We start from the raw sequence: 16,143 nt of genomic DNA on the forward strand, positions 1-16,143 counted from the left end.
CGGGCGGCACCGTCTGATCTAGGATATGAGCAGCTCCATGACGATCCATGATCCCGCTCCGCCTGCCCTTTTTTCCCGTCCCGACGGACTGCGTCTGGCCTATCGCCATAGCGAAGGGGCGGGGCCAACCCTGGTCTTCCTGCCGGGCTATATGTCCGACATGGAGGGGGGCAAGGCGGTCGCGCTGCACAATTGGGCGAAAGCGCAGGGGCGGGCGATGCTGCGGCTCGACTATGCCGGCAATGGCGCGAGCGACGGGCGCTTTGCCGACGGCACGCTGGCGAGTTGGCGCGACGATGTGCTGCTGCTGATCGATTCCCTGATTGCGGGACCGGTGCTGCTGGTCGGATCGTCGATGGGCGGCTGGCTGGCGCTGCTGGTCGCGCAGGCGCGGCCGGAGCGGGTGGCGGGCATCGTCGGCATCGCCGCTGCGCCGGATTTCACCCAATGGGGCTTTACCGATGCGGACAAGGCGCTGCTGCAAACCGAGGGGCGGATCGAGGAGCCGACCCCCTATGGCGACCAGCCCTATGTGACGACGCTCGGCTTCTGGGAATCGGGTCAGGCGCTGCGGCTGCTGGAGCAGGAGATCATGATCGATTGCCCGGTGCGGCTGCTCCATGGGCAGGCGGACCCCGATGTGCCGTGGGAGATCGCGTTGCAAACCGCGGCGCGGCTGCGTTCATCCGATGTGCAGACGCTGCTCGTTAAGGACGGCGACCATCGTCTTTCCCGCGACGCCGACATCGCCCTGCTGATCCGCACCGTCGCCAGCCTGCTGGACATAGTCTGATGCCCTTTTTTCTGCCGCTCCTGCTCCAGGCCTATGATCCCGAGATCGAGGCGGTGATGAACCGCAGTCGAAAGCAGAAGCAGGAGGAGCGGGCCGCCGCCGCGGCGGCGGCAACCGCGCCGACGGCTGCGAATGCGCCGGCGCGCGAGGATGGCAGGATTCCCGTGCCCGCCAAATTCGCCGCGCCGTTCCAGGCCTGTCTCGACCGGGCGATCGAATCGCCCGATGCCGGGATCGCCTTTGCGCAGAAATGGCGGATCGAAGGCGGTAGCTTCTATGCCCGTCACTGCATGGGCTTTGCCTATGCGCGCGCCGAGCGCTGGGCGCCGGCCATCGTCGCCTATGAGCAGGCGGCGGAGGAGGCCGAGCGCGGCAACGACATGGCGCAGGGCGCGCGGCTGTGGGCGCAGGCGGGCAATGCCGCACTGGCGAGCGGGGATGCGGCCAAGGCGCGGACCGATTTCGACGCGGCGCTGGCGCGCGGCCTGCCCGACGGGCTGGAGAAGGGCGAGGTGCATCTCGACCGGGCGCGGGCGCTGGTGGCGCTGGGCGACATGGAGGCGGCGCGCGATTCGCTGGATGTGGCGCTGGCGCAGGCGCCGAAGGACCCGCTGGGCTGGCTGTTGTCGGCGACGCTGGCGCGACGGTCGGGCGAGATGAGCCTGGCGCAGGCGCATATCGCCCGCGCGGTGCAATTGTCGCCCGATGACGCGTCGGTCGCGCTGGAGGAGGGCAATGTCGCCATCCTGACCGACCATGAGGATGTGGCGCGATCCGCCTGGCAGCGGGCGGTCAGGCTGGCGCCGGATTCGCCGGCGGGCAAGGCGGCGGCGGACAACCTGACGCGCCTTCCCGCCGACAGGCCGCCGAACAAGCCGGCAGGCTGATCCGGCAAGGCTTTGCCGCGAAATTCCCGGCGTCCGGCCGGTTCGCTTCGATGCGGGCCGGAAAAGACGACAGCGACATGGACAATCAAAGGCAAAAGCGCTTGCGCGATCGGCCTGCCTGTCGACGGCGCGACCGAAAGCGCTTCGCCTATTTCAGGTAGAAGTCGACGGTCGTGACGACACGCACCTTCTTGTAGGGGGTGTCGCTGCCGCCGTCGCCGCCGCCTTCGCCATCGCGCGCGTCGATCGAGAAATAGCCCTGGGTCGCGCTCTTGATGCCGCCCACGGCCGCCCCTGAATCCTTGGCGAACTGTTCGGCGGCGGCGCGCGCATCCCTGGTCGCGGCGGCGACCATGGGTGGCTTGACGTCATTGAGCTTGGTGAAGCTGTAGCGCATCCCGGACCCTTCCTGCAGCGTCACGCCGCGCCGGACGAGGTCGAATTGTTGCGTCACCGCCTTTTGCGCGCGGGCGATGTCGGTGGTGCGCAGCAGCATCCGCTGGGTGATGGTGATGGTGTTGACGCCGTTGTTGAGCCACTGGTTCACGCCCGCGCCCACCGGCTTCAGCTCGTCGGGCTTGAAGCCGAGGCTTTTGAAATAGGCCTGCAATTCTCGGGTGTTGGCGTCGATCTCCCCGCGCACCGTGGGCAGGTCGAAGCCGGTCGCCGCATAGCTGATCGACCAGGTGGCGAGGTCGGCCGTCACATCCTTTTCGGCGAGGCCCCGCACCGTGACCGAGCGATCCGCCGCCTTGGCGCGCTTGAGCCCGTCGCCCAGCAGATAGCCGCCGGCGACCACGCCGAACGCGAGCAGCGCCGCGCTGCCCAGAAGAACCTTGTCCCGCATGTCCAATGCCATGTGTCTTTCCTCTTCCGTCCGATGATGCGCGACCCTATCTATGAAGCGTATCTGACACTCCTGAGATGAACCGTTGCTTTATGGCGACGAATGGAGATTATTTTGCCCAAATATCTGCACACCATGATCCGGGTCGCCGACGTCGACAAGACCAAGGCCTTTTTCGAGCTGCTGGGCCTGAAGGAAGTGAAACGCTTCGACAGCGATCAGGGCCGGTTCACGCTCGTCTATCTGGCCGCGCCGGGCGACGAGGATGCGCAGGTCGAGCTGACCTACAACTGGCCGGCCGAGGATGGCACGCCCGCCGAGGTCTATGGCGAAGGGCGCAATTTCGGCCATATCGCCTATCGGGTCGAGAATATCTACGACACCTGCCAGACGCTGATGGACGCGGGCGTGACGATCAACCGGCCGCCGCGCGACGGTCACATGGCCTTCATCCGCACCCCCGACAATATCTCGATCGAGCTGTTGCAGGACGGGCGGCTGGAGCCGGCGGAACCCTGGGCGTCGATGCCCAATGTCGGAGCCTGGTGAGCGCCATGCTGGAGGTCGTCCGCATTCCCGTCCTCAACGACAATTATGTCTGGCTGCTGCACGACGACGCCAGCGGAGAGACAGTGGCGGTCGACCCCGCGGTGGCGGAGCCGGTGCTGGCGGCGGCGCAGGAGCGCGGCTGGGCCATCGACCAGATCTGGAACACCCACTGGCATGGCGATCATGTCGGCGGCAATGCGGCGATCAAGGCGGCGACGGGCTGCATCATTACCGGTCCGCGTGCGGAGGCCGAGAAGATCGGCACGCTCGACCGGATGGTGGAGGAGGGGGACAGCGTCCGCATCGGCGATCATGTCGCGACGGTGATGGCGGTGCCCGCGCATACGGCGGGCCATATCGCCTATCATCTGGCGCAGGATCATATCGTCTTCGTCGGCGACACCCTCTTCGCCATGGGATGCGGCCGGCTGTTCGAAGGGACGGCGGCGCAGATGTTCGACAATATGGCGCGGCTTGCGGCCCTGCCGGACGACACGAGCGTCTATTGCGCGCATGAATATACGCTCTCCAACGGCCGCTTCGCGCTGACGGTGGAGCCGGACAATGAAGCGCTGGCCGCGCGTGTCGCGGCCGTCGAGGGCGCGCGAGCGCGGGGCGAACCGACCGTGCCGACCAGCATCGGCGAGGAGCGCGAAACCAACATCTTCATGCGCGCGCGCGACGTGGCCGAACTGGCCGGGCGACGTGCGGCAAAGGATGCGGCCTGACGGTTTTTGGCCTATGATGCCGTCTTACAGGCGACAAGAGATTTGGAGAATCGCGATGCGCGCGTGGATGTGGATGGCGCCGTTGCTGCTGACGGGTTGCACCGGCAGCTATGAGGCCAAACCCCTGACGGACAAGCAGGCCGCCAAACTGGACAAGGCGCTGGCCGGCAAAGTGCCGGGCGAGAAGATGAGCTGCATCAATCGCGAGCCGCAGACCAACCTGACCGTCATCAGCAATAATGTCCTGCTCTATCGGGTCAGCAGGAAACTGGTCTACAAGAATGAGCTGATCGGCAGCTGCAACGGCCTGACCTATGGCGACACGATGATCGTGCGCAGCTTCGGGTCGCAATTGTGCCGTGGCGATTTCACGACGACCGCCAATCTGCAGACCGGGATGACGTCCGGCGCATGTGCGCTGGGCGACTTCATCCCCTATCGCGCGCCGCCCAAGTGACGCCCGGCGCCCGGCCGGCGCATTGACCGGCCTGCGCCCGCAGGATCAAAATATCGCGACCTGGCCCGGCGGGAAGGCTTGCAACGCCTTCCCTTTGCCCCTTTGATGACGGACATGCGGTCCTCGCCCCTCTTCCCCTGGCGCTATGGCATGTTCCTGGCGCTGCTCGCGATCATCGCGCCGCTGGCGCTGGTCCTGCCCTGGCATGGGGCGGTGATGGCCGGGTTCGACATTGCCGCGCTGGCCTTCATGCTCTCGGTCGTGCCGCTGATCGACGCCGATGCCGAATCGATGCGGCGCAAGGCGCAGGCGAACGACGCCAATCGCGAATTGATGCTGCTTTTGACCGGGGTCGTCAGCCTTGTGATACTGGTCGCGGTGGGCGTTGCGATCAGCCAGCATGGCGGCCCGGACGGGAAGACGATCGCGCTGCTGCTCGCGACCCTGCTGATCGCCTGGCTTTTTTCCAACCTCGTCTATGCGATGCATTATGCGCATATTTTTTACCTGCCCGGTGACAGGGGGGCAGGATCGGGGCGGGCTGGAGTTCCCGGAGACGGACGAGCCGGGCTATTGGGATTTCCTCTATTTCGCCTTCACGCTGGGCATGACCTTCCAGACGTCGGACGTGTCGGTGACGGCGACGGACATGCGCAGGACCGTGCTGTTCCAATGTCTGGCGGCGTTCCTGTTCAACCTCGGCATCCTGGCCTTCACCATCAACGTGCTGGGCGGGTGATCCCCGGCGATCGGACTTCGCCTGCCGCCTTACCGTTGATGCCGCGATGCGCGGAAAATGCCCCCGCCGCCGCCCTATTGCCTTCATGGCTTGCTTACCAATTTCTGCTAGAGACTGGCGGCCATGAGCAAGGCCGATCCCTGTCCCAAATCCGCCGTCAGCCATGGCGTCGGCGTCGCCGGCCTCATCGGGCTTGTCCTCTGGACGCTGGTGGCGCGCCATTATGGCATGAACGGCCCCAATGCGGGGCTGGCCGCCGTCGTCGCCTGCGGCCTGCCCATGGTGCTGTGGTCGCTGATCATCGACAAGGTGCATCGCCATGCGTCGACCGGGATCGACTGGCGGGCCGCGCCGCGCCCGGTGCGGGAGGTGCTGGACATCAGCATCGTCAAGGTCGCCGGGCTGTGGGGGACCTGGCTCGCGATCGCCATCTTCTACTGCATCGCGCGCTGGTACTGGAGCGGCAATTACCGCTTTTCCATGGACCTGTTCATGAATGCCGCGCCCTGGCTGCTGGCCGTGTCCATTCCCTATATATTGTGGATCGACCGGCGGCTGGTGAAGCCGAAGGATGCGTCCTACAGCTTCGGCCAATGGGTGATCGGCGGCGTGGCGGGGCAGGCGGACATGGTCCAGGTCGCGCACCATGCCCGCGCCTGGGCGGTGAAGGGCTTCTTCCTCGCCTTCATGCTGTCGATCGTGCCGGGCAATTTCACCAATGTCGTCAATTGGCGGCTGTCCGACGCGCTTGCCCATCCGGTGGCGCTGGCCGGATTCCTGATCGCGGTCATGTTCATGATCGACGTCTGCCTGGCGACGGTCGGCTATATCCTGACCTTCAAGCCGCTGGATTCGCATATCCGTACAGCCAATCCCTATCTGGGCGGCTGGCTGGCGGCGCTGATCTGCTATCCGCCCTTCGTGCTGATGGGCGGCGGCGGGCCGCTCGACTATCATGCCGGCGGCGCGGAATGGGATGTGTGGACTCAAGGGTCGACGGTGCTGCAATGGCTGCTGGGCGGCTGGCTGGTGCTGCTGACCGCCATCTATGCCTGGGCGACGGTGGCGTTCGGCATCCGTTTTTCGAACCTCACCCATCGCGGCATATTGACCCACGGTCCCTATCGCTGGACGCGGCACCCGGCCTATCTCTCCAAGAATCTCTTCTGGTGGTTTTCGGCGCTGCCCTTCCTGACCGTCAGCGGGTCGCTGACCGACATGGTGCGCAATTGCGCGATGCTGACGCTGACCAACGCGGTCTATTACTGGCGTGCGAAGACCGAGGAGCAGCATCTGTCGGCCGACCCGGATTATCGCGCCTATAGCGACTGGATGGAGCGCAACGCACCGGTCCCGCGCTTCTTCGCCTGGCTGACCGGGCGGAAGCGTGAGACGGACACAGTGGCGCAGCCGGCGGAATAGTCGCCCTCATCCAACTGCGCCTAGGCCGCAATGCGGCCAAGGCTTCGTATCCTTCTCCCGCAGGGAGAAGGATTTTCAGAAACTCTCTTCCGTGTAGATGCGGCTGAGATCGCCCTGCCATTCGCCATGATAGCGGTCGAGCAATCGTTCGGCATGGGTCTTGCCCGATGCGATCACTTCGTCCAGCGCGGAGAGATAGCCGGTTTCATTGTCGCCCGCGCTGTTGAGGCGCCCGCGCGCGGCGAGGCCCGACCGGGCGATGTCCACCACCTGCCCGGCAATGTCGCGCAACCTGCGCCCGCCGCCGATCGGCGCGTCGAGGCCCAGCTTCGGCACGGAATCGCGCAGGATCTGCCGTTCCTCCATGCTCCAGTCCTTGACCACGTCCCACGCCGCGTCGAGCGCGCCCTGGTCGTAGAGCAGGCCGACCCAGAGCGCCGGCAGCGCGCAAATGCGGTTCCACGGGCCGCCGTCGGCGCCGCGCATTTCGAGGAAGCTCTTCATCCGCACTTCGGGGAAGGCGGTGGAGAGATGATCCTCCCAATCCTTCTCGGTCGGCTTCTCGCCGGGCAGGACGGACAGCCTGCCGTCGAGGAAATCGCGGAAGGAAAGGCCCGCCGCGTCGATATATTTGCCGTCGCGGTAGACGAAATACATCGGCACATCGAGCGCATAGTCGGCATAGCGCTCATAGCCGAAGCCGTCCTCGAACACGAAGGGCAGCATACCGGTGCGGTGCGGATCGGTGTCCGACCAGATATGGCTGCGATAGGAGAGGAAGCCGTTGGGCTTGCCGTCGGTAAAGGGCGAATTGGCGAAGAGCGCGGTGGCGAGCGGCTGAAGCGCGAGGCTTACGCGGAACTTCTGCGCCATGTCTGCCTCGCTGCCATAGTCGAGGTTGGTCTGGATGGTGCAGGTGCGCAGCATCATGTCGAGGCCCAGCGACCCCACGCGCGGCATGTGCCGCAACATGATGTCGTAGCGGCCCTTGGGCATGATCGGCAGGTCTTCGCGGCCCTTGTCGGGCCACATGCCGAGCCCCAGGAAACCCAGGCCCAGCATGTCGCCGACATATTTGACCTGCTCCAGATGACGGCCGGTTTCGGCGCAGGTCTGGTGCAGATTGTCGAGCGGCGCGCCGGACAGTTCAAGCTGGCCCGCCGGCTCCAGGCTGATGGTGCCGTCGCTGCCGGACAGGGCGATGATATTCTCGCCCTCGAACACCGGACTCCAGCCATAGCGGGTCAGGCCGATCAGCAGCGTGTGGATGCCGCCCATTTCCTCATAGGAGGGGGCGTGATGATCCTTGCGATTGTAGACGAATTTCTCATGCTCGGTGCCGATGCGCCAGCGTTCCTTGGGCTTTTCGCCCTTGGAAAAGGCCGCGATCAGCTGGTCGCGGCTCTCGATGACGGGATCAACTCCCCCGGTGTCGGTTCTGGTGCTCATGCCCCGCCTTACTGCTTCCCCCACGCGCGTCAAACAAGAGCGCGCGGCCGACAGATAAGTTGCGCCTATGATCTGCGCAATAACATAGCGGAATGAAACTTAGCACCAATCTCCATTGATGGTCATCCAGGCCGCCATGGCGGCAATTGCGGCCGTTTCCGCACGCAGGATGCGCGGGCCGAGCGACACCGGCACCGCACCCGGAGTCGCGCGGATCGCCTCGCGCTCGGCGGGATCGAAACCACCCTCCGGCCCGACCAGGAAAGCGGCGGGACCGGGATGGGTGCGCAGGCTTTGTTCCAGTGGCGCACCGCCGGTTTCGTCGGCGAAAAAGAGATGGCGATCGGCGGGCCAACCTTTGAGCAGCGCGTCGAGCTTCACCATGTCGGCGAGGTCGGGCAAGGCGGTGCGACCGCATTGCTCCGCCGCCTCGACCAGATGGGCGTGCAGCCGGTCGAGATTGAGCCTGTCCACCACCGCGCGCCGGGTGAGCACGGGCTGGAGCCGGGCGACGCCCAGTTCGCACGCCTTTTCCGCGATCAGATCGATCCGGCCCTTCTTGATCGGCGCGCAGCAGAGCCAGAAATCGGGCACATGCTCCGGCGGCCTGGTCTGGCTGATGCACTCCAGCACGAGGTCGCGCTTGCGGATGTCGCGGGCGCGCGCCGCCCATTCGCCCGAACGGCCGTCGAACAGCAGGACGATATCGTCCGGCTTCACCCGCATGACGCTGATCAGATAATGCGCCGGGTTGCCGTCGACCGGCACGGCGACCCCTTCCCCCAGCTGGGTTTCGACATGGAGGCGCGGGGCGCTTTGCGGCGGCCAGGCGGGGGTTGCGGTCATTTCATCTCGTGTCTTGCCGGTTACTTGTTCTTCCCTAAAGAGAAGCATGGCCCTTCGACAAGCACCAGGCTGATGGCGGGAGGGCGAATGGAGTCGCAGTGAAGCAGACGATCGTCCCCGACAGCGAAGCGCGCGGCCTGCTCGCGCGGTTGCCGGACACGCCCCGAACCCTGGCGCAACTGGCGCGATTCGACCGGCCGATCGGCTGGTGGCTGCTCTTCTGGCCGGGCGCCTGGGCCGTGGCGCTGGCGGGGGGCGGATTCGCCCGTTGGCCGCTGATCGGCTGGCTGCTGCTGGGCAGCATCGCGATGCGCGGGGCGGGATGCGTGTTCAACGATATCGTCGATCGCGACCTTGACCGGAAAGTGGCGCGCACCGCCGCGCGGCCGCTGGCGAGCGGGGCGATGTCGGTGAAGGTGGCCTGGGCCTGGCTGCTGGCGCTCTGCCTCGTCGGGCTGATCGTGCTGCTTCAGTTGCATCTCTACGCGCAGATCGTGGCGCTGGGCAGCCTGGCGCTGGTCGCGGCCTATCCCTTCATGAAGCGGATCACCGGATGGCCGCAGGTCTGGCTCGGCCTCGTCTTTTCCTGGGCCGCGCTGGTGGGATGGAGCGAGGTCGCCGGCGCGCTGTCCCTGCCCGGCCTGCTGCTCTATGCCGGGAGCATCTTTTGGGTCGTGGGCTATGACACCATCTATGCGTTGCAGGACCGGGAGGATGACGCGCTGATCGGCATCGGGTCGAGCGCGCTGTCGATGGGGCGCCATGTGCGGGGTGGGGTGACGCTCTGCTATGCGCTGGCGCTGAGCCTGTGGGCCTGCGCGATCTGGCAGGTCCGGCCGCAGGGGCTGGCGCTCGCGGCGCTGCTGCCGATGGCGGGACATCTGCTGTGGCAGGTGGCGACGCTCAGGGAGGATGGCGTCGATCCGCTCGCCAAGTTCCGGTCCAACCGCTTTTCGGGTTTCCTGATGTTCCTGGGCTGTCTGGTGGTGGGGAGCGCTTCGCTATGACCCCGCAGCCGGGTGATGATTGCTGGCGCATCGCGCGAGCGGAGAAGGCCAGCGTCATTATCGACGCGGACAATTATTTCCGTCACGCCCGCGCGGCGATGATGAACGCGAAGCGGCGCATCATGCTGATCGGATGGGATTTCGATCCGGCGATCAGCCTGATCCGCGAGGATGAGGCGAAGGATGACGCGCCAGCCGTCATCGGCGATTTCATCACCTGGCTGGTGGAGCAGACGCCGGAACTGGAAATCTTTCTGCTGCGCTGGGACGTGGGGGCGATGAAGTCGATGGCGCGCCCGTCGCATCTGATGACGACCTTGCGCTGGATGGCGCATCCGCGCATCACCGTGAAGCTGGACAGTCATCATCCGCCCGCCGCCTCGCACCACCAGAAGATCGTGGTGATCGACGATAGTTTCGCTTTCTGCGGCGGCATCGACATGACCGGCGACCGCTGGGACACGCGCCGTCATCGTGACGAGGAGCCGGGACGGCACCATCCCGACGGGTCGCCCTATGGTCCCTGGCATGACGCCACGACGGCGCTGGCCGGGCCGGTCGCCGCGGCTCTGGGCGAGCATGGGCGCAACCGCTGGGTCGGCGCTGGCGGCGATCCGCTGGAGCCGGTCGAGGGCGTCACCGATGGCTGGCCCGACAAGCTGCCGGTGCAGTTCGAACGGGTGGATGTCGCCATCGCCCGCACCGCGCCCAAGATGGACGATCAGGAGGAACTGACCGAAATCGAGCAACTCTATCTGCATCAGATCGCGGCGGCGAAGCACCATATCTATGCCGAAAGCCAATATTTCGCCTCGCGTCGCATTGCCGAGGCGATCGCCAAGCGGCTGGACGAAGCTGACGGCCCGGAAATCGTCATCATCAATCCGGAGCAGGCCGACGGCTGGCTGGAGCAGCAGGCGATGGACACGGCGCGCGCGCGTCTGTTCGAGGCGCTGAAAAGCCATGATAGCCAAGGTCGCTTTCGCATCTATCACCCCTTCACCAATCGCGGCGTGCCCATCTATGTCCATGCCAAGATATTGATCGTGGACGACCGGCTGATCCGGGTCGGCTCCTCCAACATGAACAACCGTTCCATGCGGCTGGACACCGAATGCGACGTCTGCATCGACACGGCGCTGTCTGCCAATGACGGGCGGCAGGCGACGATCCTGAAGATTCGCGACGATTTGATCGCCGAGCATCTCGACCTGCCCGCCGAGCGGGTGTCGGCGGTGATCGCCGAGCGCGGCCTGATCGCGGCGATCGAGGAATTGCGGCAGAAGCCGGGGCGGACGCTGCGGCCTTATGTGACGCCGGACCTCAATGAGGTGCAGGCCTGGCTCGCCGACCATGAGGTGCTGGACCCCGAAGGCCCGGAAGAAATGTTCGAGCCGGTCAGCGAACGCGGCCTGTTTCGCCGGATGAAAGGCTGGTTCGGGCGGGGTTGAGCCATAGCGATTTCAAGTCAGATGAACATCTGACGACTCGGAGCCGAAGGCCGGCGTAGCGAAGTCGCGGAAAACAAAAGAAAATAGAGCCTATTCCGCTTCAATCTGATCGGAGCAGGCTTTATAGCAGCATGACTTTTGTTTGAGTCGTCATTGCGAGCGCAGCGAAGCAATCCAATGTCACCCCCTATGGATTGGTTGGGCTTCGCCCGCCTTCGGCTCGCTGCGCTCGCAATGACGAGGTAAGTCGACCTGATGTCATCCGACTCTAGAGCCGCGCCAAGGCGTCGGCGATGCGGCTGACGGCGATGTCGAAGCCGTCGGCCTGTTGGGCAAAGCCAAGCCGCATATGGGCGGGATGGCCGAAACAGTCGCCGGGGGCGAGCAGCACCCCCTGCGCCGCGAGCGCCTGACAGAAGGGGCGGCTGTCGCGGCCGTCGGCGAGCCAGGGGAAGGCTGTCGTCCCGCCATCCGGCCGCACCCAGGCGAGACGGCCGCCGGATTGCGCCACCAGCCCGTCCAGCATCGTGATATTGACCTGCGCCACCGAATGCAGCCGGGCGAGGATGGCGTCGCTCTGGCGCAGCGCCTGCGTCGCCAGCCTTTCCAGCAGCGGCGAACTGCTGATCGTGAAATAGCTGCGCGCGTCGATGACGCGCGCGCGCCGATCGGCGTCCGTGTCGATCAGCCAGCCCGTGCGCAGCCCCGGCAAGGACATCGCCTTGGACAGGTCGCTGGTGACGATGACATTGGGAATGCCCGCCGCCGAAGGCTGGGGTGCGGTGAAATAGAGGGGATGATAGACCTCATCCACCAGCAGGGGAACGCCGCGTTCGGCAAGGGCGGCCGCCAGCGCTTCGATCTCCGCGCGCGGCAGGACGGTGCCGGTCGGGTTATGCGGGGTGTTGAGGATCACCAGCACGGTGCCGGCGTCGACCTGCGCCAGGACCGCATCGGCACGCTGCGCAAAAGCGTCCGCGCGCTCGAGGCGATAGGCGCGGGTCGCCAGGCCCCAGGCCTGCGCCACCGCATCATAGGCGGGATAGCCCGGATCGGGCAGGACGATGTTCGCGCCCGGCCGCGCGCCCAGGCAGAAGAGGATGGACAGTGCCTCCGAAGCGCCGGTGGTGGCGATGACGGCGTCGGGATCGGCGCCGTGGAAGGCGGCGATCGCTTCGCGCAGCGGCCGGCTCCCTTCGGGCGGGGCATAGCTGAGGACCGTGTCGTCGATCGCCAAGGGCGTGTCGCCCAGCGCGCAGAGATCCGCGACGCTCCAGCGCGGCCCGGTGCTCGACGCCAGATTATAGGCGATGGGCGGGGTCGCGAAATCATAGGTCGACAACCAGTGATCGAGCGCGAAGGGGGGCAGGTGGACCATGGTCTTTCCTTGTTCCGTTGATGCGCGATGCTGCTGCCCGAACTAGGCAAGAACAAGGACCGGTCAGGGCAGGCTGGCCTTATTCCGCCGCCAGCAGCGCCTCCGCCCCATGGAGATTGACCGAGACGAGGCGGCTGACGCCGCGTTCGACCATGGTGACGCCGAACAGGCGATGCATCCGCGCCATGCTGACGGCATTATGAGTGACGATCAGGTAGCGGGTGTCGGTCTGCGCCACCATCGCGTCGAGCAGGTCGCAGAAGCGCTCGACATTGGCGTCGTCGAGCGGCGCGTCGACCTCGTCCAGCACGCAGATCGGCGCGGGGTTGGTCAGGAACAGGCCGAAGATCAGCGCGACGGCGGTCAGCGCCTGCTCGCCGCCCGACAACAGGGTGAGCGCGGCCAGCTTCTTGCCCGGCGGCTGGGCCATGATCTCCAGCCCCGCCTCCAGCGGATCGTCGCTGTCGATCAGTTCCAGATGCGCCTGACCGCCATTGAACAGGGTCGTGAAAAGGCGGCGGAAATGGCCGTCGACCGCCTCGAAGGCGGCGAGCAGGCGCTGGCGGCCCTCGCGATTGAGGCTGCCGATCGAGCCACGCAGCCGGTGGATGGCCTGGGTCAGCTCCTCGCTTTCGGCGCGGCTGGTCGCCTGGGTCGCTTCCAGTTCCTCCAGTTCCTGCGCCGCGACCAGATTGACCGGGCCGATCCGCTCCCGATCGGCGACGAAGCGATCATGATCGGCCTGTTCGGTCTGGGCGATGCGGATGTCGGCGCTGGCAAAGCCCAATTTCTCGGGCAGCACCGGGGGCGGGCATTCGAAACGCTCGCCCGACAGGCGGTTGGTCTCGATCCGGCGCTCATCGGCGGCTTCGGCGCGGGCGACGGCGGTGGCGCGGGCTTCGCGAGCGGCGGCGAGCGTCTCGCCCGCCTGCGCGGCGCGGGCTTCGGCGGTGCGGAGCGCGGCTTCCGCCTCCTGCTCGGCGCGGCGGGCCTGCTCGGCGGCGTCGGTCAGGGCGGACCCGTGATCGCTGAGGTCGGCGATGGCTTTTGCCAGGCTGTCGGGCTGCGCCTCGATCGCGGCGCGTTCGGTCATGATCTCCTCGGCGCGGGCGACCATGGCGGCGATGCGCTTGGCCGCCTCACCGGCGCGGGCGCGCCAGCCCTTGATCTCGGCGTCGGCGGATGCCTGCCGCTCGCGGTCGCTGGTGAGCGCACGGTCGGCCAACGCCTGGTCGGCCTGAAACTGACTGACGGCGGCGCGGGCCTTTTCGCTGGCCTGAACGAGGGTCGCGACCATGGCGCGCGTCTCGGCGCCATCGGGCACGGCGATGCGGGCCGCTTCTGCCTTCTGATGCTCGGCCTGCGCGCCGTCCCGGTCCTGCCGGATCGCCGCCAGCCGCTCCTCGATCGCCTCGCGCCGGCCGGCCAGTCGTTCAAGCGCGGTGGTCGCTTCGTCGGCGGCGCGCAGGGCGGCGCGGAGCCGCTGGTCGGCCTGCGACAGGGTGGTGCGGCCGGCCGCCAGCGCCTGAGCGGCCGCCAGTTCGCGGGCCTTGGCCTCTTCCTGCGCGGCGGCGGCGCTTTCGACTTCGGCCTGCATAGCGGGGCGTGCGGCGGCGATGGCCTCCAGCCGGTTGAGGCGGATCAGCCGTTCGGCGGCCGCCGCGCCGCCTTCGGCCGCGACATAGCCGTCCCAGCGGCGCAACCGCCCGTCGAGGGTGACGAGCCGCTGGCCCACGGCGAGCGCCTGGCCTTCGTCCTGCTCCGCCACGCCGATCTGCGCCAGACGGCGGGCCAGTTCGGGCGGGGCAGTGACATGGCCGGCAAGCGCGATCGTCCCGACGGGCAAGGCGGGGTCGGCGGGCAGAGCCTCGGCACCCGCCCAGCGGCGCTTGCCCTCAGCCCCGACCGGCGCTTCCAGATCATCGCCCAGCGCCGCCGCTAGCGCGCGTTCATAGCCCGGCGCGGCCTTCAGCCGGTCGAGCGCGCGCGCCTTGTCGCCGGCGCCGCTCTCCACCGCGCGTTTGAGCGCTGCCGCCTCGCTGTCGAGTGCGGCCAGCGCGGCACGGGCGGCGGCGAGCGCTGCTTCGGCGGCCGCCCGCGCCTCGGCGGCGGACTGGCGATCGGTTTCGGCGGACTCGATGGCAGCTTCGGCGCCATCGCGATCGGTCTTTGCCTGTTCCTGATCGGTCAGGGCAGCGGCGCGCCCGGCCTCCAGCGGCGCGGCGTCGGGCAGGGCAGCGGCTTCGGCGGCGAGCCGCGTCACATCGCGCTCGGCGCGGTCGAGATGATTGCGCGCGGCGGCAAGCGCCGCTTCGGCGACGCGCAGTTCGGCCTGTTCGGCGGCCTGCTTCGCCATCGCCCTGGCGAGGTCCAACTCGGCATCGCGTGCGCCATCCTCGGCGGCGGCGATACGCGCGGCGAAATCGGGCCGCAGCGTCTCGGTCTCGGCGATCCGCGCCTTGAGCGTGGCGATCTCCGCGGTCAGGCGGGCGATGGCGTCGGCCGCGTCATTGGCCAGCGTGCCCTCGCGCGCGCGATCCTCCTCCAGCCGATTCGCCTGTTGTGCGATGTCGGCGAGGCGGCGGACGGCCGAATCCCGCTCGGTGCGCAGCGCGGCGAGGCGATGGCCCGCTTCATTGGCGGCGTCGCGCGCGACCTGCGCGGCGGCGCGCCTGTCGGCCAATGCGGCGACGGCGGCCTGGGCGTAGGCGGCAGCGGCAAGCTGTCCTTCCTGGGCAGCGGCGACGGCGGCATCGGCCTGCTTCGCTTCGGTGCGGGCGGCCTCGGCGCTGGCATTGGCCTCGCGCCAGCGGGCGAAGAGGGTGCGACCTTCGGCAATGCGAATCTGCTCGGACAGGCGGATATAGCGTTCCGCCGCCTTGGCCTGTCGGCGCAGGGCGTTGGCGCGTATATCCATGTCCGCCAATATCTCGTCCAGCCGGGCGAGATTGGCCTCGGCGGCGCGCAGCTTCTGTTCGGCGTCCTTGCGCCGGACATGCAGCCCGGCGATGCCCGCCGCCTCCTCCAGCATGGCGCGGCGTTCCTGCGGGCGGGCGGCGATGACGGCGGCGATGCGGCCTTGACTCACCAGCGCCGGGCTGTGCGGTCCGGTGGCGGCGTCGGCGAAGATCAGCGCGACATCCTTGGCGCGCACGTCCCTGCCATTGGCGCGATAGGCGCTGCCCGCGCCGCGCTCGATCCGGCGGGTGACTTCCAGTTCGCCGTCGGCGCCGACCTCGATCGCGTTGAACAGCTCGCCCTGTTCCTGCACGGTGAGCAGCGACACTTCGGCAAAGTCGCGCTGGGGGCGGGTGGCGGTGCCGGCGAAGATCACATCCTCCATGCCCGCGCCGCGCATGGATTTGGCGCTGGATTCGCCCATGACCCAGCGAATGGCCTCCAGCAGGTTGGACTTGCCGCAGCCATTGGGACCGACGATGCCGGTCAGGCCCGGCTCGATCCGCAGCTCCGTCCCATCGACGAAGCTCTTGAAGCCGGAAAGCTTGAGCCGCTTTATCTGCATGGAAACAGACCGGGACGGCAGGCCCCGGTTTCCCTATGCGTAAGCGCCTCTATCCGTCCCCCGCGCG

13 protein-coding genes and 1 pseudogene are annotated in these 16,143 nt (G+C 67.2%); 9 read left to right on the forward strand and 5 right to left on the reverse strand.

All coding sequences use genetic code 11. The features are described 5' to 3' along the window. The first annotated feature begins 37 nt into the window (after positions 1 to 37). Together AC58EF_RS09885 and AC58EF_RS09890 are read left to right on the forward strand one after the other, a co-directional pair. Complete coding sequence (locus AC58EF_RS09885) at positions 38 to 793, forward strand: alpha/beta fold hydrolase (protein ID WP_497275961.1); 756 nt, start codon at positions 38 to 40, stop codon at positions 791 to 793. Next, positions 793 to 1,680, forward strand: a complete 888-nt coding sequence (locus AC58EF_RS09890) for a tetratricopeptide repeat protein (protein ID WP_497275962.1) — start codon at positions 793 to 795, stop codon at positions 1,678 to 1,680. The genes AC58EF_RS09885 and AC58EF_RS09890 overlap by 1 nt, the downstream gene beginning before the upstream one ends. Before the next feature lie 148 nt (positions 1,681 to 1,828). On the opposite strand, the gene AC58EF_RS09895 is transcribed toward AC58EF_RS09890, so the two are convergent. After that, positions 1,829 to 2,539 (reverse strand): SIMPL domain-containing protein, encoded by a 711-nt coding sequence (locus tag AC58EF_RS09895; protein ID WP_497275963.1) that lies wholly within the window; start codon positions 2,537 to 2,539, stop codon positions 1,829 to 1,831. Positions 2,540 to 2,641: 102 nt separating this feature from the next. Between AC58EF_RS09895 and AC58EF_RS09900 the strand changes: the two genes are divergently transcribed. The 5 genes and pseudogenes from AC58EF_RS09900 to AC58EF_RS09920 all read left to right on the forward strand — a co-directional run bounded on the left by AC58EF_RS09900 (position 2,642) and on the right by AC58EF_RS09920 (position 6,422). Beyond that, the gene (locus tag AC58EF_RS09900) at positions 2,642 to 3,076 is read left to right on the forward strand and encodes a VOC family protein (RefSeq protein ID WP_497275964.1); all 435 of its coding nucleotides are present in this window, start codon (positions 2,642 to 2,644) and stop codon (positions 3,074 to 3,076) included. 5 nt (positions 3,077 to 3,081) lie between these two features. Further along, positions 3,082 to 3,804: a hydroxyacylglutathione hydrolase gene (gene gloB / locus AC58EF_RS09905; RefSeq protein ID WP_497276128.1), complete on the forward strand. Its 723-nt coding sequence runs from the start codon at positions 3,082 to 3,084 to the stop codon at positions 3,802 to 3,804. Between the two features lie 55 nt (positions 3,805 to 3,859). Beyond that, positions 3,860 to 4,261 (forward strand): hypothetical protein, encoded by a 402-nt coding sequence (locus AC58EF_RS09910; RefSeq protein ID WP_497275965.1) that lies wholly within the window; start codon positions 3,860 to 3,862, stop codon positions 4,259 to 4,261. Between the two features lie 114 nt (positions 4,262 to 4,375). Continuing rightward, positions 4,376 to 5,000, forward strand: a pseudogene (locus tag AC58EF_RS09915) (DUF1345 domain-containing protein). Positions 5,001 to 5,123: 123 nt separating this feature from the next. Beyond that, entirely contained in the window at positions 5,124 to 6,422 is a 1,299-nt protein-coding gene (locus AC58EF_RS09920; protein ID WP_497275966.1) for a methyltransferase family protein, read from the forward strand. 75 nt (positions 6,423 to 6,497) lie between these two features. Here AC58EF_RS09920 and AC58EF_RS09925 read toward each other — a convergent pair whose 3' ends face one another. After that, on the reverse strand, positions 6,498 to 7,871 hold the full coding sequence (locus AC58EF_RS09925; RefSeq protein ID WP_497275967.1) for a glutamate--cysteine ligase: 1,374 nt from the start codon (positions 7,869 to 7,871) through the stop codon (positions 6,498 to 6,500). A 99-nt stretch (positions 7,872 to 7,970) separates the two neighbouring features. Further along, positions 7,971 to 8,717: a 16S rRNA (uracil(1498)-N(3))-methyltransferase gene (locus AC58EF_RS09930; RefSeq protein ID WP_497275968.1), complete on the reverse strand. Its 747-nt coding sequence runs from the start codon at positions 8,715 to 8,717 to the stop codon at positions 7,971 to 7,973. 98 nt (positions 8,718 to 8,815) lie between these two features. On the opposite strand from AC58EF_RS09930, the gene ubiA reads away from it, so the two are divergent. Together ubiA and AC58EF_RS09940 are read left to right on the forward strand one after the other, a co-directional pair. Next, a complete protein-coding gene (gene ubiA / locus AC58EF_RS09935; protein ID WP_497275969.1) occupies positions 8,816 to 9,724 on the forward strand; it encodes a 4-hydroxybenzoate octaprenyltransferase in 909 nt (302 codons plus the stop codon). Next, positions 9,721 to 11,175 (forward strand): phospholipase D-like domain-containing protein, encoded by a 1,455-nt coding sequence (locus AC58EF_RS09940; RefSeq protein WP_497275970.1) that lies wholly within the window; start codon positions 9,721 to 9,723, stop codon positions 11,173 to 11,175. Before ubiA ends, AC58EF_RS09940 begins: the two co-directional genes overlap by 4 nt. Before the next feature lie 268 nt (positions 11,176 to 11,443). On the opposite strand, the gene AC58EF_RS09945 is transcribed toward AC58EF_RS09940, so the two are convergent. Together AC58EF_RS09945 and smc are read right to left on the reverse strand one after the other, a co-directional pair. Continuing rightward, complete coding sequence (locus AC58EF_RS09945) at positions 11,444 to 12,553, reverse strand: pyridoxal phosphate-dependent aminotransferase (protein ID WP_497275971.1); 1,110 nt, start codon at positions 12,551 to 12,553, stop codon at positions 11,444 to 11,446. Positions 12,554 to 12,632: 79 nt separating this feature from the next. Then, a complete protein-coding gene (gene smc / locus AC58EF_RS09950; RefSeq protein ID WP_497275972.1) occupies positions 12,633 to 16,076 on the reverse strand; it encodes a chromosome segregation protein SMC in 3,444 nt (1,147 codons plus the stop codon). Positions 16,077 to 16,143 lie beyond the last annotated feature (67 nt).

It is taken from the genome of Sphingobium sp. WR1, from assembly GCF_059693745.1.